The following is a 21,706-nucleotide window of genomic DNA, read 5'->3' on the forward strand; positions in this document are numbered from 1 at the left end:
AGCTGTTCCCCGCCATTGGCCGCTTGAGGGAACGGAAAACCGACGGATCAAAAAGGGAGGTATACCCCTTGCTGGATGTCAATAAATTTGAGTACATGAAAATTGGGCTCGCTTCCCCGGAGAAAATTCGTTCTTGGTCGTATGGCGAAGTCAAAAAGCCAGAGACAATCAACTATCGGACGTTAAAGCCGGAAAAAGACGGCTTGTTTTGCGAGCGCATTTTCGGTCCGACGAAAGACTGGGAATGCCATTGCGGCAAATATAAACGCGTTCGCTACAAAGGCGTCGTCTGCGACCGTTGCGGCGTCGAAGTGACGCGCTCGAAAGTCCGCCGCGAACGGATGGGCCATATCGAGCTGGCTGCCCCGGTTTCGCATATCTGGTATTTCAAAGGCATCCCGAGCCGGATGGGGTTGGTTCTTGACATGTCGCCGCGGGCGCTCGAAGAGGTCATTTATTTTGCATCCTATGTCGTCACCGACCCGGGTGATACGCCGCTTGAGAAAAAGCAGCTGTTGTCGGAAAAGGAATACCGCGCCTATCGCGAGAAGTACGGTCAATCGTTCCAAGCGTCGATGGGGGCGGAGGCGATCAAAAAGCTGCTCCAAGACATTGATTTGGATAAAGAGGTGGCCGCGCTGAAAGAAGAGCTGAAAACGGCGCAAGGGCAACGGCGCGCCCGCATCATTAAGCGGCTTGAAGTGCTTGAAGCGTTCCGCAGTTCAGGGAACGACCCGGCATGGATGGTGCTTGATGTACTGCCGGTCATTCCGCCGGAGTTGCGCCCGATGGTTCAGCTTGACGGCGGGCGGTTTGCAACATCGGATTTGAACGATTTGTACCGCCGCGTCATCAACCGTAACAACCGGCTGAAACGGCTGCTTGATCTCGGTGCGCCGAACATTATCGTCCAAAATGAGAAGCGGATGCTGCAAGAGGCGGTTGATGCTTTGATCGATAACGGCCGCCGCGGCCGTCCGGTGACCGGTCCGGGGAACCGTCCGTTAAAATCGCTTTCCCACATGCTGAAAGGGAAGCAAGGGCGCTTCCGGCAAAACTTGCTCGGCAAACGCGTTGATTATTCCGGCCGCTCCGTCATCGTCGTCGGCCCAAACTTAAAAATGTATCAATGCGGGCTGCCGAAAGAAATGGCGCTAGAGTTGTTCAAGCCGTTCGTCATGAAGGAGCTTGTCGAGCGGGGGTTGGCGCATAACATTAAAAGCGCGAAACGGAAAATCGAGCGCGTCCATCCGGAAGTGTGGGATGTGCTTGAAGATGTCATCAAAGAACATCCGGTGCTGTTAAACCGCGCTCCGACGCTGCACCGTCTCGGCATTCAGGCGTTTGAACCAACGCTTGTGGAAGGGCGGGCGATCCGTCTTCATCCGCTTGTTTGCACGGCGTACAACGCTGACTTTGACGGCGACCAAATGGCGGTGCACGTGCCGCTGTCGGCTGAGGCGCAAGCCGAAGCGCGCTTGTTGATGTTGGCGGCGCAAAACATTTTGAACCCGAAAGACGGGAAGCCGGTCGTGACACCATCACAAGACATGGTGTTGGGCAACTACTACTTGACGATGGAGCGCGAGGGAGCCATCGGTGAAGGCATGGTGTTCAAAGACACGGACGAGGCGCTGCTTGCTTACCATAACGGCTACGTCCATCTCCATTCGCGCATCGCCATTCATGCCGGTTCGCTGAAAAACGAAACGTTTACCGAAGAGCAAAACAACAAGCTGCTCTTAACGACCGTCGGAAAGCTCATTTTCAACGAAATTTTGCCGAATTCGTTCCCGTACATCAACGAGCCGACGACGGAAAACATTGAAGGGCGGACGCCGGACAAGTACTTCCTTGACAAAGGGGTCAACGTGCGCGAAGAAATTCGCAAGCGCGAACTCGTGCCGCCGTTTAAGAAAAAAGTGCTCGGGCAAATTATCGCTGAAGTGTTCAAACGGTTCAAAATCACCGAAACATCGAAGATGCTCGACCGCATGAAAGACCTTGGCTTCCAATATTCGACGAAGGCCGGCATCACGATCGGCGTGGCCGATATCGTCGTCCTGCCGGAAAAACAAGAAATTTTGGATGAAGCGCAAGCGAAAGTCGATACGGTTTTGAAGCAGTTCCGCCGCGGGTTGATTACCGACGAAGAGCGGTACGAGCGCGTCATCTCCATCTGGAGCGCGGCGAAAGACAAAATTCAAGACCGGTTGATGAAGTCGCTTGATAAACGCAACCCGATCTTTATGATGAGCGATTCCGGAGCGCGCGGGAACGCGTCGAACTTTACGCAGCTTGCGGGGATGCGCGGTTTGATGGCCAACCCGGCCGGCCGGATCATTGAGCTGCCGATCAAGTCGTCGTTCCGCGAAGGCTTGACGGTATTGGAATACTTTATCTCGACGCACGGCGCGCGAAAAGGATTGGCGGATACGGCGCTCAAAACGGCCGACTCAGGCTATCTCACGCGCCGCCTTGTCGACGTGGCCCAAGACGTCATCGTCCGCGAAGAAGATTGCGGCACCGACCGCGGCATTTTGGCGCGGGCGCTGACGGATGGCACGGAAGTTGTCGTCAAGCTTGAAGAGCGGCTTGTCGGCCGCTATGCGCACAAAACGGTGCGCCATCCGGAAACGGGCGAAGTGATCGTCCGCAAAGACGAGATGATCACCGAAGATATCGCCAATGAGATCATGAAAGCCGGCATTACGGAAGTATGGATTCGCTCCGTATTCGCCTGCAACACGCGCCATGGCGTCTGCAAAAAATGTTACGGCCGCAACATGGCGACCGGCATGGACGTCGAAGTTGGCGAAGCCGTCGGCATTATCGCCGCTCAGTCGATCGGCGAGCCGGGCACGCAGCTGACAATGCGGACGTTCCATACAGGCGGCGTCGCCGGCGACGATATCACTCAAGGTTTGCCACGGGTGCAAGAGCTGTTTGAAGCGCGCAACCCGAAAGGGCAAGCGGTCATTTCGGAAATTGACGGCACGGTCATCTCGATTAACAAAACGCGTGACAACCAATATGAAGTTGTCGTGCAAGGTGAGGTTGAAACGCGGACATATGTAGCGCCGTACAATGCGCGGCTGAAAGTCGAAGAAGGTCAGCGCGTCGAACGCGGCCAAGAGCTGACAGAAGGCTCGGTCGACCCGAAACAGTTGTTGCGCGTGCGCGATATTACATCCGTGCAAGAGTACTTGCTCCGCGAAGTGCAAAAAGTGTACCGGATGCAAGGGGTAGAAATCAGCGACAAGCATATCGAGGTCATGGTGCGGCAAATGCTGCGCAAAGTGCGCGTCATCGATGCCGGCGACACCGATGTGCTGCCGGGCACGCTGTTGGATGTCCACCAGTTTACGGATGTCAACGCCAAAGCTCTTCGCGAAGGGAAACGGCCGGCGACGGCCCGCCAGGTGTTGCTCGGCATCACGAAAGCGTCGCTTGAGACGGATTCGTTCTTGTCGGCTGCTTCGTTCCAAGAAACGACGCGCGTCTTGACGGATGCGGCCATCAAAGGAAAACGTGATGAACTGCTTGGCTTGAAGGAAAACGTCATTATCGGCAAACTCGTCCCGGCTGGAACCGGTATGGCCCGCTACCGGAAAGTGAAGCCGGCCGTCAAAAAGGAAACGGCTAGCGACACGGTGTCTTCCAAATAACGCGAACCAAGTGGCCGGCTAAGGCGCTCCTTGGCCGGCCATCATCTAATGAAAAATCCAGTTGACAATCGACAAAGAAAATGGTAGTCTAATAAAGGTGTTCCAACAACCTGGTACTTTGGAGGATATGTTACATGTCTTATGAAAAAGTATTACAGGCTGGAAAAATTGTCATTGGAACCAAACAAACGATAAGGGCTTTAAAGGAAGGGAAAGCAGCGGAAGTGATCGTGGCGGAGGATGCCGACTTGCCGATCATCGAAAAAGTGACCGCCGCCGCCAATGAGGCAAACGTGCCGGTCACAAAAGTCGATTCGATGAAAAAGCTTGGCAAGGCGTGCAAAATCCAAGTCGGTGCGGCCGCGGTGGCGATCCTTCGGTAACGTTTTGCCTTTCTCCCCTAAAACCTTTATTTGCATAAACGATGAACCACCTGGATATGTGGGCTTAAACGATGCATGCGAAAGGAGGATCTTTTCATGCCTACAATCAACCAATTGGTCCGCAAAGGACGCGAGAAAAAAGTCGTGAAATCGAAATCCCCTGCGTTGAACAAAGGGTATAACAGCTTCAAAAAAGAGCAAACGAATGTGTCGTCTCCGCAAAAACGCGGCGTTTGCACGCGTGTCGGCACGATGACGCCGAAAAAACCGAACTCGGCGTTGCGGAAATACGCCCGTGTCCGCTTGACAAATGGGATTGAAGTTACGGCGTACATTCCGGGGATCGGCCATAACTTGCAAGAACACAGCGTTGTGCTCATCCGCGGCGGACGTGTCAAAGACTTGCCGGGGGTACGCTACCATATCATCCGTGGGGCGCTGGATGCTGCAGGCGTAGCGAACCGGATGCAAGGTCGTTCGAAATACGGCGCGAAAAAACCAAAAGCAGCGAAAAAATAATGAAATGAAGAGAATGTTTTCCTGAAGGGAGGAAACACTATGCCACGTAGAGGCCCTGTTGCTAAACGTGACGTACTGCCGGATCCAATTTACAATTCGAAGCTTGTTACCCGTTTGATCAATAAAATTATGATCGACGGCAAAAAATCAAAAGCGCAAAAAATTCTTTACACCGCGTTTGATATTATCCGTGAGCGCACGGGTAAAGATCCAATGGAAGTGTTTGAGCAAGCGTTGAAAAACGTTATGCCGGTGTTGGAAGTGCGCGCTCGCCGCGTTGGTGGGGCGAACTACCAAGTTCCGGTCGAGGTTCGTCCGGACCGCCGCGTTTCTCTCGGTTTGCGCTGGCTCGTGCAATATGCACGTCTTCGCAACGAAAAAACGATGGAAGAGCGCTTGGCAAATGAAATTATGGATGCTGCCAACAACACGGGTGCAGCGGTGAAAAAACGCGAAGATACACATAAAATGGCTGAAGCGAACCGCGCGTTTGCCCATTACCGCTGGTAAGGAGCGTCGCCTAAAGGAAATAGGTGAGGAGGCACTGCGGTTGCCTATTCACCTATCTTCCTATATATTGCGGCCTTTCCGGTCGCGCGTGGGACAACTTCAAAGACAAGGGGATTGCGCCATCGATGGCGGCGCCATCTACTTATATTTCATATTTGAAGGAAGGAGAAAATAACCACTATGGCAAGAGAGTTCTCCTTGGAAAAGACTCGCAACATAGGGATTATGGCGCACATTGACGCCGGGAAAACGACGACGACGGAACGGATCTTGTTCTATACCGGCCGCGTTCATAAAATCGGGGAAGTGCATGAAGGTGCGGCCACGATGGACTGGATGGAACAAGAACAAGAGCGCGGAATTACGATCACGTCGGCGGCGACAACGGCGCAATGGAAAGGCCATCGCATCAACATCATCGACACGCCGGGGCACGTCGACTTTACGGTCGAGGTTGAGCGTTCGTTGCGCGTATTGGACGGGGCCATCACAGTCTTAGACGCGCAATCGGGTGTTGAACCGCAAACGGAAACCGTTTGGCGCCAAGCGACGACATATGGCGTCCCACGGATCGTGTTCGTCAACAAAATGGATAAAATCGGCGCCGATTTCTTGTATTCGGTGAAAACGCTCCATGACCGCCTGCAAGCAAATGCCCATCCGGTGCAACTGCCGATCGGCGCTGAAGATCAATTCTCCGGCATTATCGACTTGGTTGAAATGTGCGCGTACCATTACCATGATGAGCTTGGCAAAAACATTGAGCGCATTGACATTCCGGAAGAATACCGCGATATGGCAGAAGAGTACCATAACAAGCTGATTGAGGCGGTCGCTGAGCTGGACGAAGAATTAATGATGAAATATTTGGAAGGGGAAGAAATCACGACGGAAGAGCTGAAGGCCGCGATCCGCAAAGCGACGATCAGCGTTGAATTCTTCCCGGTCTTCTGCGGTTCGGCATTCAAAAACAAAGGTGTTCAGTTGCTTCTTGACGGCGTTGTCGACTACTTGCCGTCTCCGGTTGACATCCCGGCGATTCGCGGCGTCGTTCCGGATACCGAAGAAGAAGTGACACGTGAAGCAAGCGATGACGCTCCGTTTGCCGCTTTGGCATTTAAAATCATGACTGACCCGTATGTCGGGAAATTGACGTTTATTCGCGTCTACTCTGGAACGCTTGATTCCGGTTCATATGTGATGAACACGACCAAAGGGAAGCGCGAACGGATCGGCCGCTTGTTGCAAATGCACGCGAACCACCGTCAAGAAATTTCGAAAGTCTATGCCGGTGATATTGCCGCAGCGGTAGGTTTAAAAGATACGACGACCGGTGATACTCTATGTGATGAGAAGCATCCTGTCATTTTAGAGTCGATGCAATTCCCAGAACCGGTCATTTCGGTGGCAATCGAGCCGAAGTCGAAAGCCGATCAAGACAAAATGAGCCAAGCGCTGCAAAAATTGCAAGAAGAAGACCCGACTTTCCGCGCTCACACCGACCCGGAAACGGGACAAACGATCATCTCCGGAATGGGCGAGTTGCATCTTGACATCATCGTCGACCGGATGCGCCGCGAGTTCAAAGTCGAAGCGAACGTCGGGGCGCCGCAAGTTGCCTACCGCGAAACGTTCCGCAAATCGGCGCAAGTCGAAGGCAAATTCATCCGTCAATCCGGCGGCCGCGGTCAATACGGCCACGTTTGGATCGAATTCTCGCCGAACGAGCGCGGCAAAGGCTTCGAATTCGAGAACGCCATCGTCGGTGGGGTTGTTCCGAAAGAGTATGTGCCGGCCGTCCAAGCTGGATTGGAAGAAGCGATGCAAAACGGCGTCTTAGCCGGCTATCCGGTTGTCGACATTAAAGCGAAGCTGTTTGACGGATCGTACCACGATGTCGACTCGAGCGAAATGGCATTCAAAATCGCTGCTTCCTTGGCATTGAAAAACGCCGCGACGAAGTGCGATCCGGTTCTTTTGGAACCGATCATGAAAGTCGAAGTCGTCATCCCTGAAGAGTACCTCGGTGACATCATGGGCGACATCACGTCCCGTCGCGGCCGCATCGAGGGGATGGAAGCGCGCGGCAACGCCCAAGTCGTCCGGGCGATGGTGCCGTTGGCTGAAATGTTCGGTTATGCGACATCGCTCCGTTCGAACACGCAAGGACGCGGAACGTTCTCGATGGTGTTTGACCACTATGAAGAAGTTCCGAAAAACATCGCCGATGAAATTATCAAAAAAAATAAAGGCGAATAATTGATTTCTCTTGCTAGTTTCGCTATAAATACTTATGTAAGTAAGACTTGGGAACGTTTTGTTCCCAAGCATCCTATACTTACCCAACCATATAAATTCATATCTTACTTTTAAGGAGGATATCTCTCATGGCTAAAGCGAAATTTGAGCGCACGAAACCGCACGTCAACATTGGCACGATCGGCCACGTTGACCACGGGAAAACGACGTTGACAGCTGCGATCACGACGGTTTTGGCGAAACAAGGGAAAGCCGAAGCAAAAGCGTACGACCAAATCGACGCTGCTCCGGAAGAGCGTGAACGCGGGATTACGATTTCGACGGCGCACGTCGAGTATGAAACAGATGCTCGCCACTATGCGCACGTTGACTGCCCGGGCCACGCTGACTACGTTAAAAACATGATCACGGGCGCGGCGCAAATGGACGGCGCGATCCTTGTTGTCTCGGCGGCTGACGGTCCGATGCCGCAAACGCGCGAACACATTCTTCTCTCCCGCCAAGTCGGTGTTCCGTACATCGTTGTATTCTTGAACAAATGCGACATGGTGGACGACGAAGAATTGCTTGAACTTGTTGAAATGGAAGTTCGCGATCTTCTCTCTGAATACGACTTCCCAGGCGATGAAGTGCCGGTCATCAAAGGTTCGGCATTAAAAGCGCTTGAAGGCGACCCGCAATGGGAAGAAAAAATCATTGAACTGATGAATGCGGTTGACGAATACATCCCGACGCCGCAACGTGAAGTGGACAAACCGTTCATGATGCCAATCGAGGACGTCTTCTCGATCACGGGCCGCGGTACGGTTGCAACAGGCCGTGTTGAACGCGGTACGTTGAAAGTTGGCGACCCGGTTGAAATCATCGGTTTGTCGGATGAGCCGAAAACGACGACCGTTACGGGTGTAGAAATGTTCCGCAAACTTCTCGATCAAGCGGAAGCCGGCGACAACATCGGTGCGCTTCTCCGCGGCGTATCTCGTGATGAAGTCGAGCGCGGCCAAGTATTGGCGAAACCTGGTTCGATCACGCCGCACACGAAATTCAAAGCGCAAGTATACGTCCTGACGAAAGAAGAAGGCGGACGCCATACTCCGTTCTTCTCGAACTACCGTCCGCAATTCTACTTCCGTACGACGGACGTAACGGGCATTATCACGCTTCCGGAAGGCGTCGAAATGGTTATGCCTGGCGACAACGTTGAAATGACGGTGGAACTGATCGCCCCGATCGCGATCGAAGAAGGTACGAAATTCTCGATCCGCGAAGGCGGCCGTACGGTCGGCGCTGGCTCTGTATCGGAAATCATCGAGTAATCACGGCAAAAAAGGGTGTCCAGCAATGGACATCCTTTTTTTGATGCCATCTTGACCGTCAGATTGGCGGCTGTGTTGAAAACGGGATGGCGGCTATGTATAATAGAAGAAGTGTGGGAAAAGCAAAGAAATCACTTGCAATCTTGCTTACATACCAGTATAATATCAAATGTTGGTCTTTGACTGCGATGAAGCGGAAGGTTGCTGACACACCCGGCCGCTTTGCCACGGCGGTGTGCAGGAAATTTCCGTGGAGAAGTCTATTTTCAAAATAGGCGAAGAAGGAGGGAAACCAAATGGCAAAAGAAAAAATTCGCATTCGTTTAAAAGCTTACGATCATCGAATTTTAGACCAATCGGCGGAGAAAATTGTGGAAACCGCAAAACGTTCCGGGGCAAAAGTGTCGGGGCCGATCCCGTTGCCGACGGAAAGAACGGTGTATACGATCTTGCGTGCCGTTCATAAGTACAAAGACTCCCGTGAACAATTCGAAATGCGGACGCATAAACGTTTGATCGACATCATCAACCCGACTCCGCAAACGGTTGATTCGTTAATGCGTCTCGATTTGCCGTCGGGCGTTGATATTGAAATTAAACTTTGATCGACTGGGAGGTGTGACACATGACGAAAGGAATCTTAGGAAGAAAGATCGGTATGACGCAAATATTTGCGGAAAATGGCGATTTGATTCCGGTAACCGTCATCCATGCGACGCCGAACGTCGTCCTGCAAAAGAAAACGATCGAAAACGACGGTTACGAAGCGATCCAATTAGGTTTTGAAGATATTAGCGAAAAACGCGCCAATAAACCGCAAATTGGCCATGCTGCCAAAGCGAACACGGCACCTAAGCGCTTCATTCGTGAAATCCGCGGCGCCAACATCGATGAATATGAAGTTGGCCAAGAAGTGAAAGTTGACATTTTCAGCGAAGGCGAAATTGTCGATGTCACGGGCATTTCGAAAGGGAAAGGTTTCCAAGGGGCGATCAAACGCCACGGTCAATCACGCGGACCAATGGCTCACGGTTCCCGTTATCATCGCCGTCCGGGTTCGATGGGGTCCATCGCGCCAAACCGCGTTTTCAAAACGAAAAACTTGCCGGGCCGCATGGGCGGTGAGCGCGTGACGATCCAAAACTTGAAAATCGTGAAAGTGGATCCGGAGCGCAACTTGCTGCTCATTAAAGGCAATGTGCCGGGTCCGAGAAAAGGCTTAGTCATCGTCAAAAGCGCCGTGAAAGCGGCGAAGAAGGCGAAATAACATCCGGCCAAGAAAGGAGGAACTACGTAATGCCAAAAGTAGCATTATACAACCAAAACGGTCAGACGGTCGGCGAAATCGAGTTGAACGACGCCGTTTTTGGGATTGAACCGAATAAGCATGTGTTGTTCGAAGCAGTGATTATGCAACGCGCCTCGATGCGTCAAGGAACGCATAAAACGAAAAACCGCGCTGAAGTGAGCGGCGGCGGCCGCAAGCCATGGCGCCAAAAAGGGACAGGACGCGCCCGTCAAGGTTCGATTCGCGCTCCGCAATGGCGCGGCGGCGGTACGGTCTTTGGTCCAGTTCCGCGCAGCTACAGCTACAAACTTCCGAAAAAAGTTCGCCGTTTAGCGATCAAATCGGCATTGTCTTCGAAAGTGCTCGAAAACGACATCGTTGTATTGGATCAATTGTCGCTTGAAGCACCGAAGACGAAGGAAATGGTCAAAATTTTAAACAATCTCTCAGTGGATCGGAAAGCACTCATTGTGACCGACGAGCTGAATGAGAATGTATATCTGTCGGCGCGCAACATTCCTGGCGTCAAAGTGGTGGCAGCCAACGGCATCAATGTGCTCGATGTGCTCAACCATGACAAACTCGTCATTACGAAGGCGGCCGTGGAGAAAGTAGAGGAGGTGCTTGCATAATGAAAGACCCTCGCGACATTATTAAGCGCCCCATCATCACGGAAAATACAATGAATTTGATCGGGCAAAAAAAATATACGTTTGAGGTCGACGTCAAAGCGAACAAGACGGAAGTGAAAGACGCCGTCGAGAAAATTTTTGGCGTTAAAGTAGCCAAAGTGAACATCATGAACTATAAAGGGAAATTTAAACGCGTCGGCCGCTACAGCGGCTATACGAACCGCCGCCGCAAAGCGATCGTCACGCTGACGCCGGACAGCAAAGAGATCGAACTGTTTGAAGTGTAACATAAACGATGAAGGAGGGACATTCCGATGGCGATCAAAAAGTACAAACCGACATCGAACGGCCGTCGCGGCATGACGGTGCTTGATTTCTCGGAAATTACGACGGATCAGCCGGAAAAATCGCTGCTTGCTCCGTTAAAGAAAAAGGCGGGCCGCAACAATCAAGGGAAAATTACGGTGCGCCATCAAGGCGGCGGCCATAAACGCCAATATCGGATTATCGACTTTAAACGCGACAAAGACGGAATTCCAGGACGCGTTGCTACGATTGAATACGATCCGAACCGTTCTGCCAATATCGCGCTTATCAACTATGCAGACGGTGAAAAACGCTACATTATCGCGCCGAAAAACTTGAAAGTCGGCATGGAAATCATGTCCGGTCCGGATGCGGACATTAAAATCGGCAATGCGCTTCCGCTTGAGAACATCCCAGTCGGTACGCTCGTCCACAACATTGAGCTGAAACCGGGCCGCGGCGGACAATTGGTGCGTGCAGCTGGTACGTCGGCGCAAGTGCTTGGGAAAGAAGGAAAATACGTCATCGTTCGTTTGGCTTCCGGCGAAGTGCGCATGATTTTAGGCAAATGCCGTGCAACGGTTGGTGAAGTCGGCAACGAGCAACACGAACTTGTCAACATCGGGAAAGCAGGACGCGCCCGCTGGTTGGGAATTCGCCCGACAGTTCGCGGTTCGGTTATGAACCCGGTTGACCATCCGCACGGCGGTGGTGAAGGGAAAGCGCCAATCGGACGCAAATCGCCGATGACACCATGGGGCAAACCGACGCTTGGATACAAAACACGCAAAAAGAAAAACAAATCGGATAAATTCATCATCCGTCGCCGCAAGAAATAATGAACGAGCGCAATTCAGAAGGGAGGTTCACTTATGGGTCGCAGCTTGAAAAAAGGTCCGTTTTGCGATGAGCATTTGATGAAAAAAATCGAAAAACTGAATGCAACAGGGCAAAAACAAGTGATCAAAACGTGGTCTCGCCGTTCGACGATCTTCCCGCAGTTTGTCGGGCATACGATCGCGGTGTACGATGGCCGCAAACATGTTCCGGTCTACATCACGGAAGACATGGTCGGGCACAAACTCGGCGAATTTGCGCCGACGCGCACGTTCCGCGGCCATGCTGGCGATGACAAGAAAACGAAACGGTAATGAGAGGAGGTTCTAGATATGCAAGCTAAAGCTGTTGCAAGAACCGTTCGCATCGCTCCTCGTAAAGCGCGCTTAGTCATTGACTTGATTCGCGGGAAAGAAGTGGGCGAAGCGTTCGCTATTTTGCGCCATACACCAAAAGCAGCTTCCCCGATCATTGAGAAAGTGTTGAAATCAGCAGTTGCCAACGCTGAACACAACTATGACATGGACGTCAACAACTTGGTCATTACTCAAGCGTATGTCGACGAAGGCCCGACGCTGAAACGGTTCCGTCCGCGCGCCATGGGACGGGCAAGCGCCATTAACAAACGCACAAGCCATATTACGATCGTCGTTTCAGAAAAGAAGGAGGGATAATCCGTGGGTCAAAAGGTCAACCCGATCGGTCTGCGCATCGGCATCATTCGTGACTGGGAATCGAGATGGTATGCGGAAAAAGACTATGCAGATCTGTTGCACGAAGACTTGAAAATCCGTGAATACATTAGCAAACGCCTGCAAGACGCGGCCGTCTCCCGCGTGGAGATTGAACGGGCAGCCAACCGGGTCAACGTAACGATCCATACCGCCAAACCGGGCATGGTCATCGGGAAAGGCGGTTCGGAAGTGGAAGCGCTCCGTAAAGCGCTCGCGCAATTGACCGGTAAACGCGTCCATATCAACATTGTAGAAATCAAAAAACCAGACTTGGATGCACGTCTTGTTGCTGAAAATATCGCTCGTCAGCTTGAAAACCGCGTATCGTTCCGCCGGGCGCAAAAACAAGCGATCCAACGTGCGATGCGCGCTGGGGCGAAAGGGATCAAAACGATGGTATCCGGCCGTTTGGGCGGGGCTGACATCGCTCGTTCGGAGCATTACAGCGAAGGGACGGTTCCACTCCATACGCTGCGCGCTGACATTGACTATGGAACGGCAGAAGCCGATACGACGTACGGAAAAATCGGCGTGAAAGTATGGATTTATCGTGGAGAAGTCCTTCCGACCAAGAAAAAAGCTGAGGAAGGAGGAAAATAATCATGTTAATGCCAAAACGCGTCAAATATCGCCGTGAACATCGCGGACGGATGAAAGGCCGGGCGAAAGGCGGCACGGAAGTTCATTTCGGTGAATTTGGGTTGCAAGCATTAGAATCAGCTTGGATTACGAACCGGCAAATCGAAGCAGCCCGTCGGGCGATGACCCGTTACATGAGACGGGGCGGGAAGGTATGGATCCGCATTTTCCCATCCAAACCGTATACGGCAAAACCGCTTGAAGTGCGGATGGGTTCTGGTAAAGGGGCGCCGGAAGGCTGGGTCGCCGTTGTCAAACCAGGCAAAGTGATGTTTGAAGTGGGCGGTGTTTCTGAGGAAGTGGCACGTGAAGCATTGCGTCTCGCTTCTCACAAACTTCCGATCAAATGCAAATTTGTAAAACGTGAAGAAACTGGTGGTGAAGCGTAATGAAAGCGAAAGAAATCCGTGAGTTGACCACTGCCGAGATCGAACAAAAAATTAAAGCATTGAAGGAAGAATTGTTCAACCTTCGCTTCCAACTGGCCACAGGTCAATTGGAAAACACGGCGCGCATCCGCCAAGTGCGCAAAGACATCGCCCGCATGAAAACGATCATTCGCGAACGTGAGCTCGCTGCCAATAAATAATGTGTTTGAGAGGAGGTTTGTGGAATGAGCCAACGCAATCAACGCAAAGTGTACGTCGGGCGGGTTGTATCGGACAAAATGGACAAAACGATCACCGTGTTGGTCGAAACGTACAAAAAACATCCGCTGTACGGCAAACGCGTGAAATATTCGAAAAAATATAAAGCGCATGATGAACATAACATCGCGAAAGTCGGCGATATCGTGAAAATTATGGAAACTCGCCCGCTGTCGGCCACAAAACGCTTCCGCTTAGTGGAAGTCATCGAAAAAGCGGTTGTTCTGTAATCGTTCTTCACTTAGTTCGGAGAGATAATTCCGAAAGGAGGTTTCGTCGATGATTCAACAAGAATCTCGCTTGAAAGTAGCTGATAACTCTGGTGCACGCGAAGTGCTTGTCATTAAAGTGCTCGGAGGCTCGGGTCGCCGCTATGCGAACATCGGCGACGTCGTTGTGGCGACGGTCAAAGATGCGACACCAGGTGGCGTTGTTAAAAAAGGTCAAGTCGTGAAAGCAGTTGTTGTTCGTACGAAACGCGGGGTGCGCCGTCCGGACGGTTCGTACATCCGCTTTGACGAAAACGCCTGCGTCATCATCCGTGATGACAAAAGCCCGCGCGGCACGCGGATTTTCGGACCGGTTGCCCGTGAATTGCGCGATAAAGACTTCATGAAAATCATTTCTTTAGCTCCGGAAGTTATTTAATGGAACGGAACAGCGTTTCAAGGAGGTGCGAATGCGATGCATGTAAAAAAAGGCGATAAAGTGCAAGTAATCTCCGGCAAAGACAAAGGCAAGCAAGGCGTCATTCTGGCGGCGTTTCCGAAGAAAAACCGCGTCATCGTCGAGGGCGTCAATATTGTGAAAAAGCATGCGAAACCGTCGCAAGCGAACCCGCAAGGCGGCATCATTGAGAAGGAAGCGCCGATCCACGTTTCGAAAGTCATGCCGCTCGACCCGAAAACGGGTGAACCGACGCGCATCGGCTACAAAATTGTCGATGGCAAAAAAGTGCGCTATGCGAAAAAATCCGGCGAGATTTTGGATAAATAACCGTGACGCAGGAAGGGAGGTACTTTTATGAACCGCCTGAAAGAGAAGTATGTAAACGAAGTCGTACCTGCTCTCATGAGCAAGTTCAACTATAAATCGATCATGCAAGTGCCAAAAATCGAAAAAATCGTCATCAACATGGGTGTCGGCGATGCGGTGCAAAACCCGAAAGCATTAGACAGCGCCGTTGAAGAGCTGACGCTGATCGCCGGTCAGCGTCCGGTGGTAACGCGTGCGAAAAAATCGATCGCCGGCTTCCGTCTTCGTCAAGGGATGCCGATCGGTGCGAAAGTGACGCTGCGCGGCGAACGGATGTATGAGTTTCTCGATAAGTTGATTTCGGTCTCGCTTCCGCGCGTGCGCGACTTCCGCGGCGTATCGAAAAAGTCGTTTGACGGCCGCGGCAACTATACGCTCGGCATTAAAGAACAGCTCATTTTCCCTGAGATTGACTATGATAAAGTGAACAAAGTGCGCGGCATGGACATCGTGATCGTCACAACGGCCAACACGGATGAAGAAGCTCGTGAACTGCTGGCGTTGCTCGGCATGCCATTCCAAAAATAATGATCCCATAACGCAAGGGAGGCGAAATCGTGGCTAAAAAATCGATGATCGCGAAACAAAAACGGACGCCGAAGTTTAAAGTGAGAGCGTACACCCGTTGCGAGCGCTGCGGCCGCCCGCACTCGGTCTATCGCAAATTCAAATTGTGCCGTATTTGTTTCCGTGAGCTCGCATACAAAGGTCAACTTCCAGGCATCAAAAAAGCCAGTTGGTAATCAACCCATTGATTGGGAAGGAGGTAAAACATAATGGTGATGACAGATCCAATTGCTGATATGCTGACTCGCATCCGCAATGCGAATATGGTGCGTCACGAAAAGCTCGAAGTCCCGGCTTCGAAAATCAAGCGGGAAATCGCGGAAATTTTAAAGCGCGAAGGGTTTATTCGTGATTATGAATATATCGAAGACAACAAACAAGGCATTCTCCGCATCTTCTTGAAATACGGTCCGAACAACGAACGTGTCATTACCGGGCTGAAACGCATCAGCAAACCCGGCTTGCGCGTTTACGTCAAAGCCCATGAAGTGCCGCGCGTCTTAAACGGCTTAGGGATCGCGATTCTTTCGACATCGCAGGGCATCTTAACAGACAAAGAAGCACGGCAAAAAGGCACGGGCGGCGAAGTAATCGCCTACGTTTGGTAATCTATCTGCTCAAGAATGGAGGTGTTTTTGACATGTCACGTGTCGGCAAAAAACCAATTGAAATTCCTGCCGGTGTCACCGTTACGGTCAACGGCAACACGGTTACGGTCAAAGGGCCGAAAGGGGAGCTGACCCGCACGTTCCATCCAGATATGACGATCACGGTGGAGGGCAATGTCATCACGGTTACGCGTCCAAGCGATGAAAAACATCATCGCGCGCTCCATGGCACGACGCGCAGCTTGCTCGCCAACATGGTCGAAGGCGTTTCGAAAGGTTATGAAAAAGCGCTCGAACTCGTTGGTGTCGGGTACCGGGCGTCGAAACAAGGGAAAAAGCTTGTATTGAGCGTCGGTTATTCTCATCCGGTAGAAATTGAGCCGGAAGAAGGCCTTGAAATTGAAGTGCCATCCCAAACGAAAATCATCGTCAAAGGGGCAGACAAACAGCGCGTCGGCGAACTGGCCGCCAACATTCGCGCGGTTCGTCCGCCAGAGCCGTATAAAGGCAAAGGCATCCGCTACGAAGGTGAACTTGTGCGCCTGAAAGAAGGCAAAACTGGTAAATAACGCGGCATAGCGAAGCGAAAGGAGTGACATTCGATGATCACGAAAGTGGACCGAAACGCGGTTCGGAAGAAAAGACACGCGCGCATCCGCAAAAAAATCTTCGGCACGGCTGAACGTCCGCGGTTGAGCGTGTTCCGTTCCAATAAACATATTTACGCGCAAATTATCGATGATACAAAATCGTCAACGATCGTCAGCGCCTCGACGTTGGATAAAGAGTTTGGCTTAGATTCGACGAACAACATTGAGGCAGCGAAAAAAGTCGGCGAACTTGTCGCCAAACGTGCGTTGGAAAAAGGCATTAAAAAAGTCGTGTTCGACCGTGGCGGATATTTATATCACGGACGGGTAAAAGCATTGGCAGACGCCGCCCGCGAAGCCGGCTTGGAATTCTAATTACAAAGGAGGGACAACGATGCGTCGTATCGATCCAAACAAACTTGAATTGGAAGAACGTGTAGTCGCGGTCAACCGTGTAGCAAAAGTCGTGAAAGGCGGACGTCGCCTGCGCTTTTCAGCTCTCGTCGTCGTCGGCGATAAAAACGGCCATGTCGGATTTGGCACCGGAAAAGCACAAGAGGTTCCAGAAGCGATCCGCAAAGCCATTGAAGATGCGAAGAAAAACTTAATTGAAGTGCCGATCGTCGGCACAACGATTCCGCATGAAGTCATCGGCCATTTCGGTGCCGGGGAAATCATTTTGAAACCCGCTTCCGAAGGTACCGGGGTCATCGCTGGGGGTCCGGCGCGTGCTGTATTAGAGCTGGCGGGCATCAGCGACATCTTGTCGAAATCGATCGGTTCCAACACGCCAATCAACATGGTGCGCGCAACGTTTGATGGGCTGAAACAATTAAAACGCGCCGAAGACGTAGCGAGATTGCGCGGCAAAACAGTCGAGGAACTGTTAGGATAAGGAGGGAACGATCATGGCAAAAAAACTGGCGATTACCCTCACGCGCAGCGTGATTGGCCGTCCGGAAGACCAACGCGTTACCGTCAGAACGCTCGGCCTGCGAAAAATGCACCAAACGGTCATCCACAATGACAATCCTGCGATCCGCGGGATGATCAACAAAGTGGCCCACCTTGTCAAAGTCAAAGAAATTGAAGAATAATGAATCATAAGGAGGTGCTTTGCCATGAAACTTCATGAATTGCAACCAGCGCCGGGATCCCGAAAGAAAGCTGTGCGCGTCGGCCGCGGGATCGGTTCGGGCAACGGCAAAACGTCCGGCCGCGGTCAAAAAGGTCAAAATGCCCGCTCAGGTGGAGGAGTTCGTCTTGGGTTTGAAGGCGGTCAAACTCCGCTGTTCCGCCGTTTGCCGAAACGAGGATTTACGAACATCAATCGGAAAGAGTATGCGGTTGTGAATCTGGAAAAACTGAATCGTTTTGAAGACGGAACGGAAGTAACGCCGGAATTGCTTCTTGAGACGGGCGTCATCAGCAAGTTGAAATCGGGTGTGAAAATTTTGGGCAAAGGCCAAATCGAGAAAAAGCTGACGGTCAAAGCGCATAAGTTCTCGGCATCGGCGAAAGAGGCCATTGAGGCGGCTGGCGGTAAAACTGAGGTGATTTAATGTTTCGGACAATCTCCAACTTTATGCGCGTCAGTGATATTCGAAACAAAATTATTTTCACTCTTCTTATGTTGATCGTGTTCCGCATTGGAACGTTCATCCCTGTTCCGGGCGTGAACGCGGATGTGTTAAAACTGCAAGATGAATTGAATGCATTCGGCGTCCTGAACATTTTCGGCGGCGGGGCGCTGCAAAACTTTTCGATTTTTGCCATGGGGGTTATGCCCTATATTACGGCATCGATTATCGTCCAGCTGCTGCAAATGGACGTTGTTCCCAAATTTACGGAGTGGTCGAAGCAAGGCGAGGTAGGCCGGCGTAAATTAGCTCAGTTTACCCGCTATTTCACGGTCGTGCTCGGGTTTATCCAAGCCATCGGCATGTCGTACGGCTTTAACAACTTGGCTGGCGGGATGCTCATTCGAAATCCGGGCATCGGCACGTATTTGCTGATCGCGGTTGTCTTGACCGCCGGCACCGCATTTTTAATGTGGCTCGGCGAACAGATCACCGCGAAAGGCGTGGGCAATGGCATTTCGATCATTATTTTCGCCGGGATTGTCTCAGGCATTCCGACGGTCTTGAACCAAATTTACGCCCAACAGTTTGAAAATGTCGGGGAAGATGTGTTTTTGCGCATCGTCCGGCTCCTGCTTGTGGCGTTGGCGGTCGTTGCCGTCATCGTTGGTGTCATTTACATTCAGCAGGCGTTCCGGAAAATTCCGATTCAATACGCGAAGCGGCTTGAGGGCCGAAGCCCGGTGGGCGGCCACTCGACTCATTTGCCGCTCAAAGTGAACCCAGCGGGAGTTATTCCGGTCATTTTCGCTGTATCGTTTTTGATTGCACCACCGACCATTGCATCGTTTTTTGGCACGAATGATGTAACATTGTGGATTCGCCGAACGTTTGATTATACGCACCCGGTTGGGATGATCATTTACGTCGTGCTCATCATCGCGTTTACGTACTTTTATGCGTTTGTTCAAGTCAATCCGGAGCAGATGGCGGACAACTTGAAAAAACAAGGCGGCTACATCCCAGGTATTCGCCCTGGGAAAAACACACAAGAGTACGTGACGAGAATTTTATACCGGCTGACGCTCGTCGGCTCTGTCTTTTTAGCGGTCATTGCCGTGCTGCCGGTGTTCTTCGTGAACGTTGCGAACTTGCCACCTTCTGCGCAAATTGGCGGTACGAGCTTGCTCATTGTCGTCGGCGTGGCGCTGGAGACAATGAAACAGCTTGAGAGCCAGCTGGTGAAACGCCATTACCGTGGATTCATCAAATAAAGAAGGCAAGAGCGGGCATCCCTTGCCGATAGGGGGAGTTAGGATGAATTTAGTGCTGATGGGGCTTCCGGGTGCCGGCAAAGGCACGCAGGCCGAGAAAATCGTAGCGGCTTACGGTATTCCGCACATTTCAACGGGCGATATGTTTCGGGCGGCGATGAAGGAAGGAACGCCGCTAGGGCTTCAAGCGAAGCAATATATGGACCGCGGCGACCTTGTGCCGGATGAGGTGACGATCGGCATCGTCCGCGAACGGCTGAGCAAAGAGGATTGCCAACATGGTTTTTTGCTCGATGGATTCCCGCGCACGGTCGCCCAAGCAGAAGCGCTTGAGAGGTTGCTTTCGGAAATCGGGCGCAAGCTTGACTATGTCATCCATATCGACGTTCGCCAAGAGGTCTTAATGGAGCGCCTGACCGGCAGACGTATTTGCCGCAACTGCGGAGCAACGTACCATCTCGTTTTTCATCCGCCGGCGAAACCGGGCGTATGCGATAAATGTGGTGGCGATCTGTACCAGCGCCCCGATGATAATGAAGCAACGGTGGCCAATCGGCTTGAGGTGAATAGGAAGCAAATGAAGCCGCTCCTCGACTTTTACGAGCAAAAAGGCTATTTGCGCCACATTAACGGCGAACAGGAAATGGAAAAGGTGTTTGCTGATATTTGTGAAGTGCTCGGGGGACTTGCTCGATGATTCGTTGCAAAACCGCGCAGGAAATTGCTTTGATGCGCGAGGCGGGAAAAATCGTTTCCCTTACATTGAAAGAATTGCAAAAGCACATTCGTCCCGGGATTACAACAAAGGAACTGGACGCCATCGCGGAGGAAGTGATTCGTTCCCATGGCGCCATTCCGTCGTTTAAAGGGTATCAAGGGTTTCCAGGGAGCATTTGCGCCTCGGTGAATGAAGAGCTTGTGCACGGGATTCCCAGCGGCCGTGCATTGCGGGAAGGCGATATTATTACGATCGATGTCGGCGCGCAGTATGAAGGCTATCACGCCGACTCCGCTTGGACGTATCCGGTTGGGGAGATCGACGCCGAGACGAAACGGTTGCTTGACGTGACAGAGCAATCACTGTACGTCGGGCTCGCCGAGGCAAAACCGGGCGCTCGTTTAACGAACATTTCCCATGCGATTCAAACGTATGTCGAAGCGCATCACTTTTCCGTTGTTCGCGAGTATGTCGGGCATGGAATTGGTCAACACTTACATGAAGACCCGCAAATCCCACATTATGGGCCACCGAACAAAGGACCGATTTTGCGGCCAGGGATGGCGCTGTGCATCGAACCGATGGTCAATGCTGGCAGCCGTTACGTGAAAACGTTGGCCGACGATTGGACCGTCGTCACGGCCGATGGAAAACGGTGCGCCCATTTCGAACATACGATTGTCATTACAGAAGATGGCTATGAAATTTTAACACATGGTGGAAATGAATCTCCCACTTCATAAGTGGGAAGGGGTAAACGTCTTCTCGATCATCATGGATATCACGTTCGGTTTTGCGCAACACAATGTTACTCATTCGAAGGAGGGAGAGCCGCTCGATGGCGAAAGATGATGTAATTGAAGTGGAAGGCACCGTCATCGAAACATTGCCAAATGCGATGTTTCGTGTAGAATTAGAAAATGGGCACACGGTGTTGGCTCATGTATCCGGCAAGATCCGCATGCATTTCATTCGCATTTTGCCTGGCGACCGGGTGACGGTGGAGCTGTCGCCGTATGATTTGACGCGTGGACGGATCACGTATCGATATAAATAAAAGGAATGCACTCCGTTCAATAGGGAGGTAAACAACATGAAAGTAAGACCATCTGTCAAACCGATTTGCGAAAAATGCAAAGTTATTCGCAGACGGGGCAAAGTCATGATCATTTGCGAAAATCCGAAACATAAACAACGCCAAGGGTAATTTCTAAGGAGGTGTATCATATGGCACGCATTGCAGGTGTCGATATTCCGCGTGATAAACGGGTCGTCATTTCGTTAACATACATTTATGGGATCGGCAAACCGACAGCACAAAAAATCTTAAAAGAAGCTGGCGTATCGGAAGACACGCGCGTCCGCGACTTAACGGAAGAAGAGCTTAGCCGCATTCGTGAGATCGTCGGCCGCTTAAAAGTAGAAGGCGATTTGCGCCGTGAAGTATCGCTGAATATTAAACGCTTGATGGAGATCGGCTGCTATCGTGGTCTTCGCCATCGCCGCGGATTGCCGGTTCGCGGCCAAAACACGAAAAACAATGCCCGCACCCGCAAAGGTCCGCGCCGCACGGTAGCGAACAAGAAAAAATAATTA

33 protein-coding genes are annotated in these 21,706 nt (G+C 51.7%); all 33 read left to right on the forward strand.

Annotated elements, in window-relative coordinates; translation table 11 throughout:
* Positions 1-68 precede the first annotated feature (68 nt).
* Positions 69-3,668, forward strand: coding sequence for a DNA-directed RNA polymerase subunit beta' (gene rpoC / locus GHH_RS00625; protein ID WP_011229614.1), 3,600 nt, complete (start codon positions 69-71; stop codon positions 3,666-3,668).
* A 134-nt stretch (positions 3,669-3,802) separates the two neighbouring features.
* Positions 3,803-4,051 (forward strand): 50S ribosomal protein L7ae-like protein, encoded by a 249-nt coding sequence (locus GHH_RS00630; RefSeq protein WP_011229615.1) that lies wholly within the window; start codon positions 3,803-3,805, stop codon positions 4,049-4,051.
* 96 nt (positions 4,052-4,147) lie between these two features.
* On the forward strand, positions 4,148-4,570 hold the full coding sequence (rpsL, locus tag GHH_RS00635; protein WP_011229616.1) for a 30S ribosomal protein S12: 423 nt from the start codon (positions 4,148-4,150) through the stop codon (positions 4,568-4,570).
* A 39-nt stretch (positions 4,571-4,609) separates the two neighbouring features.
* Positions 4,610-5,080: a 30S ribosomal protein S7 gene (gene rpsG, locus GHH_RS00640; RefSeq protein ID WP_011229617.1), complete on the forward strand. Its 471-nt coding sequence runs from the start codon at positions 4,610-4,612 to the stop codon at positions 5,078-5,080.
* Between the two features lie 180 nt (positions 5,081-5,260).
* A complete protein-coding gene (gene fusA / locus GHH_RS00645) occupies positions 5,261-7,339 on the forward strand; it encodes an elongation factor G (RefSeq protein WP_014194600.1) in 2,079 nt (692 codons plus the stop codon).
* A gap of 128 nt (positions 7,340-7,467) precedes the next feature.
* Positions 7,468-8,655: an elongation factor Tu gene (tuf, locus tag GHH_RS00650; RefSeq protein WP_011229619.1), complete on the forward strand. Its 1,188-nt coding sequence runs from the start codon at positions 7,468-7,470 to the stop codon at positions 8,653-8,655.
* Positions 8,656-8,951: 296 nt separating this feature from the next.
* Positions 8,952-9,260, forward strand: a complete 309-nt coding sequence (gene rpsJ / locus GHH_RS00655) for a 30S ribosomal protein S10 (RefSeq protein ID WP_008881945.1) — start codon at positions 8,952-8,954, stop codon at positions 9,258-9,260.
* A gap of 20 nt (positions 9,261-9,280) precedes the next feature.
* Entirely contained in the window at positions 9,281-9,922 is a 642-nt protein-coding gene (rplC, locus tag GHH_RS00660) for a 50S ribosomal protein L3 (RefSeq protein WP_011229620.1), read from the forward strand.
* Positions 9,923-9,951: 29 nt separating this feature from the next.
* On the forward strand, positions 9,952-10,575 hold the full coding sequence (rplD, locus tag GHH_RS00665; protein WP_011229621.1) for a 50S ribosomal protein L4: 624 nt from the start codon (positions 9,952-9,954) through the stop codon (positions 10,573-10,575).
* Positions 10,575-10,862, forward strand: a complete 288-nt coding sequence (rplW, locus tag GHH_RS00670) for a 50S ribosomal protein L23 (RefSeq protein ID WP_011229622.1) — start codon at positions 10,575-10,577, stop codon at positions 10,860-10,862. Before rplD ends, rplW begins: the two co-directional genes overlap by 1 nt.
* Before the next feature lie 27 nt (positions 10,863-10,889).
* Entirely contained in the window at positions 10,890-11,720 is an 831-nt protein-coding gene (gene rplB / locus GHH_RS00675) for a 50S ribosomal protein L2 (RefSeq protein ID WP_011229623.1), read from the forward strand.
* A 33-nt stretch (positions 11,721-11,753) separates the two neighbouring features.
* On the forward strand, positions 11,754-12,032 hold the full coding sequence (gene rpsS, locus GHH_RS00680; protein WP_011229624.1) for a 30S ribosomal protein S19: 279 nt from the start codon (positions 11,754-11,756) through the stop codon (positions 12,030-12,032).
* Between the two features lie 18 nt (positions 12,033-12,050).
* Entirely contained in the window at positions 12,051-12,392 is a 342-nt protein-coding gene (gene rplV / locus GHH_RS00685) for a 50S ribosomal protein L22 (protein ID WP_011229625.1), read from the forward strand.
* Positions 12,393-12,395: 3 nt separating this feature from the next.
* Positions 12,396-13,052 (forward strand): 30S ribosomal protein S3, encoded by a 657-nt coding sequence (rpsC, locus tag GHH_RS00690; RefSeq protein WP_011229626.1) that lies wholly within the window; start codon positions 12,396-12,398, stop codon positions 13,050-13,052.
* A 2-nt stretch (positions 13,053-13,054) separates the two neighbouring features.
* On the forward strand, positions 13,055-13,480 hold the full coding sequence (rplP, locus tag GHH_RS00695; RefSeq protein ID WP_011229627.1) for a 50S ribosomal protein L16: 426 nt from the start codon (positions 13,055-13,057) through the stop codon (positions 13,478-13,480).
* A complete protein-coding gene (gene rpmC, locus GHH_RS00700; RefSeq protein ID WP_011229628.1) occupies positions 13,480-13,680 on the forward strand; it encodes a 50S ribosomal protein L29 in 201 nt (66 codons plus the stop codon). Before rplP ends, rpmC begins: the two co-directional genes overlap by 1 nt.
* 24 nt (positions 13,681-13,704) lie before the next feature.
* Positions 13,705-13,968: a 30S ribosomal protein S17 gene (gene rpsQ, locus GHH_RS00705; protein WP_011229629.1), complete on the forward strand. Its 264-nt coding sequence runs from the start codon at positions 13,705-13,707 to the stop codon at positions 13,966-13,968.
* Positions 13,969-14,017: 49 nt separating this feature from the next.
* Positions 14,018-14,386 carry a 50S ribosomal protein L14 gene (gene rplN / locus GHH_RS00710; protein WP_011229630.1) on the forward strand — a complete coding sequence of 123 codons (369 nt, stop codon included), beginning with the start codon at positions 14,018-14,020 and terminating at the stop codon, positions 14,384-14,386.
* Between the two features lie 36 nt (positions 14,387-14,422).
* Complete coding sequence (rplX, locus tag GHH_RS00715) at positions 14,423-14,734, forward strand: 50S ribosomal protein L24 (protein ID WP_011229631.1); 312 nt, start codon at positions 14,423-14,425, stop codon at positions 14,732-14,734.
* Between the two features lie 27 nt (positions 14,735-14,761).
* Positions 14,762-15,301, forward strand: a complete 540-nt coding sequence (gene rplE / locus GHH_RS00720; RefSeq protein WP_012820489.1) for a 50S ribosomal protein L5 — start codon at positions 14,762-14,764, stop codon at positions 15,299-15,301.
* 29 nt (positions 15,302-15,330) lie between these two features.
* Positions 15,331-15,516 carry a type Z 30S ribosomal protein S14 gene (locus tag GHH_RS00725; RefSeq protein WP_003247599.1) on the forward strand — a complete coding sequence of 62 codons (186 nt, stop codon included), beginning with the start codon at positions 15,331-15,333 and terminating at the stop codon, positions 15,514-15,516.
* Between the two features lie 33 nt (positions 15,517-15,549).
* Complete coding sequence (gene rpsH, locus GHH_RS00730) at positions 15,550-15,948, forward strand: 30S ribosomal protein S8 (protein WP_012820490.1); 399 nt, start codon at positions 15,550-15,552, stop codon at positions 15,946-15,948.
* Between the two features lie 32 nt (positions 15,949-15,980).
* The gene (gene rplF, locus GHH_RS00735) at positions 15,981-16,517 is read left to right on the forward strand and encodes a 50S ribosomal protein L6 (RefSeq protein ID WP_011229634.1); all 537 of its coding nucleotides are present in this window, start codon (positions 15,981-15,983) and stop codon (positions 16,515-16,517) included.
* Positions 16,518-16,550: 33 nt separating this feature from the next.
* A complete protein-coding gene (gene rplR, locus GHH_RS00740) occupies positions 16,551-16,913 on the forward strand; it encodes a 50S ribosomal protein L18 (protein ID WP_011229635.1) in 363 nt (120 codons plus the stop codon).
* Positions 16,914-16,932: 19 nt separating this feature from the next.
* Positions 16,933-17,433, forward strand: coding sequence for a 30S ribosomal protein S5 (gene rpsE, locus GHH_RS00745; RefSeq protein ID WP_011229636.1), 501 nt, complete (start codon positions 16,933-16,935; stop codon positions 17,431-17,433).
* Between the two features lie 13 nt (positions 17,434-17,446).
* The gene (rpmD, locus tag GHH_RS00750) at positions 17,447-17,635 is read left to right on the forward strand and encodes a 50S ribosomal protein L30 (protein WP_011229637.1); all 189 of its coding nucleotides are present in this window, start codon (positions 17,447-17,449) and stop codon (positions 17,633-17,635) included.
* A 24-nt stretch (positions 17,636-17,659) separates the two neighbouring features.
* Positions 17,660-18,100 (forward strand): 50S ribosomal protein L15, encoded by a 441-nt coding sequence (rplO, locus tag GHH_RS00755; RefSeq protein ID WP_011229638.1) that lies wholly within the window; start codon positions 17,660-17,662, stop codon positions 18,098-18,100.
* On the forward strand, positions 18,100-19,392 hold the full coding sequence (secY, locus tag GHH_RS00760) for a preprotein translocase subunit SecY (protein WP_015373725.1): 1,293 nt from the start codon (positions 18,100-18,102) through the stop codon (positions 19,390-19,392). The genes rplO and secY overlap by 1 nt, the downstream gene beginning before the upstream one ends.
* A gap of 43 nt (positions 19,393-19,435) precedes the next feature.
* Complete coding sequence (locus GHH_RS00765) at positions 19,436-20,089, forward strand: adenylate kinase (RefSeq protein ID WP_015373726.1); 654 nt, start codon at positions 19,436-19,438, stop codon at positions 20,087-20,089.
* Positions 20,086-20,853 (forward strand): type I methionyl aminopeptidase, encoded by a 768-nt coding sequence (gene map, locus GHH_RS00770; protein ID WP_015373727.1) that lies wholly within the window; start codon positions 20,086-20,088, stop codon positions 20,851-20,853. The genes GHH_RS00765 and map overlap by 4 nt, the downstream gene beginning before the upstream one ends.
* A 95-nt stretch (positions 20,854-20,948) precedes the next feature.
* Positions 20,949-21,167: a translation initiation factor IF-1 gene (gene infA, locus GHH_RS00775; protein ID WP_011229642.1), complete on the forward strand. Its 219-nt coding sequence runs from the start codon at positions 20,949-20,951 to the stop codon at positions 21,165-21,167.
* A 36-nt stretch (positions 21,168-21,203) separates the two neighbouring features.
* Complete coding sequence (rpmJ, locus tag GHH_RS00780; protein ID WP_011229643.1) at positions 21,204-21,317, forward strand: 50S ribosomal protein L36; 114 nt, start codon at positions 21,204-21,206, stop codon at positions 21,315-21,317.
* Positions 21,318-21,337: 20 nt separating this feature from the next.
* Positions 21,338-21,703: a 30S ribosomal protein S13 gene (rpsM, locus tag GHH_RS00785; RefSeq protein WP_015373728.1), complete on the forward strand. Its 366-nt coding sequence runs from the start codon at positions 21,338-21,340 to the stop codon at positions 21,701-21,703.
* The last annotated feature ends 3 nt before the right edge of the window (positions 21,704-21,706 follow it).

This window comes from Geobacillus sp. GHH01, from assembly GCF_000336445.1.
Lineage (GTDB): Bacteria > Bacillota > Bacilli > Bacillales > Anoxybacillaceae > Geobacillus > Geobacillus zalihae.

Excerpts from the sequence above, each read along its gene's own strand:
- rplB (WP_011229623.1), top strand. The coding sequence starts at position 10,890 with ATGGCGATCAAAAAGTACAAACCGACATCGAACGGCCGTCGCGGCATG.
- rplX (WP_011229631.1), top strand. The coding sequence starts at position 14,423 with ATGCATGTAAAAAAAGGCGATAAAGTGCAAGTAATCTCCGGCAAAGAC.
- rplC (WP_011229620.1), top strand. The coding sequence starts at position 9,281 with ATGACGAAAGGAATCTTAGGAAGAAAGATCGGTATGACGCAAATATTT.
- rplD (WP_011229621.1), top strand. The coding sequence starts at position 9,952 with ATGCCAAAAGTAGCATTATACAACCAAAACGGTCAGACGGTCGGCGAA.
- fusA (WP_014194600.1), top strand. The coding sequence starts at position 5,261 with ATGGCAAGAGAGTTCTCCTTGGAAAAGACTCGCAACATAGGGATTATG.
- map (WP_015373727.1), top strand. The coding sequence starts at position 20,086 with ATGATTCGTTGCAAAACCGCGCAGGAAATTGCTTTGATGCGCGAGGCG.
- rpmD (WP_011229637.1), top strand. The coding sequence starts at position 17,447 with ATGGCAAAAAAACTGGCGATTACCCTCACGCGCAGCGTGATTGGCCGT.
- rpsM (WP_015373728.1), top strand. The coding sequence starts at position 21,338 with ATGGCACGCATTGCAGGTGTCGATATTCCGCGTGATAAACGGGTCGTC.
- rpsH (WP_012820490.1), top strand. The coding sequence starts at position 15,550 with ATGGTGATGACAGATCCAATTGCTGATATGCTGACTCGCATCCGCAAT.
- rpsQ (WP_011229629.1), top strand. The coding sequence starts at position 13,705 with ATGAGCCAACGCAATCAACGCAAAGTGTACGTCGGGCGGGTTGTATCG.
- rpmJ (WP_011229643.1), top strand. The coding sequence starts at position 21,204 with ATGAAAGTAAGACCATCTGTCAAACCGATTTGCGAAAAATGCAAAGTT.
- rpsG (WP_011229617.1), top strand. The coding sequence starts at position 4,610 with ATGCCACGTAGAGGCCCTGTTGCTAAACGTGACGTACTGCCGGATCCA.
- rplN (WP_011229630.1), top strand. The coding sequence starts at position 14,018 with ATGATTCAACAAGAATCTCGCTTGAAAGTAGCTGATAACTCTGGTGCA.
- rpmC (WP_011229628.1), top strand. The coding sequence starts at position 13,480 with ATGAAAGCGAAAGAAATCCGTGAGTTGACCACTGCCGAGATCGAACAA.
- tuf (WP_011229619.1), top strand. The coding sequence starts at position 7,468 with ATGGCTAAAGCGAAATTTGAGCGCACGAAACCGCACGTCAACATTGGC.
- rplO (WP_011229638.1), top strand. The coding sequence starts at position 17,660 with ATGAAACTTCATGAATTGCAACCAGCGCCGGGATCCCGAAAGAAAGCT.
- rpsJ (WP_008881945.1), top strand. The coding sequence starts at position 8,952 with ATGGCAAAAGAAAAAATTCGCATTCGTTTAAAAGCTTACGATCATCGA.
- rplR (WP_011229635.1), top strand. The coding sequence starts at position 16,551 with ATGATCACGAAAGTGGACCGAAACGCGGTTCGGAAGAAAAGACACGCG.
- rpsL (WP_011229616.1), top strand. The coding sequence starts at position 4,148 with ATGCCTACAATCAACCAATTGGTCCGCAAAGGACGCGAGAAAAAAGTC.
- rpsS (WP_011229624.1), top strand. The coding sequence starts at position 11,754 with ATGGGTCGCAGCTTGAAAAAAGGTCCGTTTTGCGATGAGCATTTGATG.
- rplW (WP_011229622.1), top strand. The coding sequence starts at position 10,575 with ATGAAAGACCCTCGCGACATTATTAAGCGCCCCATCATCACGGAAAAT.
- secY (WP_015373725.1), top strand. The coding sequence starts at position 18,100 with ATGTTTCGGACAATCTCCAACTTTATGCGCGTCAGTGATATTCGAAAC.
- infA (WP_011229642.1), top strand. The coding sequence starts at position 20,949 with ATGGCGAAAGATGATGTAATTGAAGTGGAAGGCACCGTCATCGAAACA.
- rplP (WP_011229627.1), top strand. The coding sequence starts at position 13,055 with ATGTTAATGCCAAAACGCGTCAAATATCGCCGTGAACATCGCGGACGG.
- rpsE (WP_011229636.1), top strand. The coding sequence starts at position 16,933 with ATGCGTCGTATCGATCCAAACAAACTTGAATTGGAAGAACGTGTAGTC.
- rplV (WP_011229625.1), top strand. The coding sequence starts at position 12,051 with ATGCAAGCTAAAGCTGTTGCAAGAACCGTTCGCATCGCTCCTCGTAAA.
- GHH_RS00630 (WP_011229615.1), top strand. The coding sequence starts at position 3,803 with ATGTCTTATGAAAAAGTATTACAGGCTGGAAAAATTGTCATTGGAACC.
- rplE (WP_012820489.1), top strand. The coding sequence starts at position 14,762 with ATGAACCGCCTGAAAGAGAAGTATGTAAACGAAGTCGTACCTGCTCTC.
- GHH_RS00765 (WP_015373726.1), top strand. The coding sequence starts at position 19,436 with ATGAATTTAGTGCTGATGGGGCTTCCGGGTGCCGGCAAAGGCACGCAG.
- rplF (WP_011229634.1), top strand. The coding sequence starts at position 15,981 with ATGTCACGTGTCGGCAAAAAACCAATTGAAATTCCTGCCGGTGTCACC.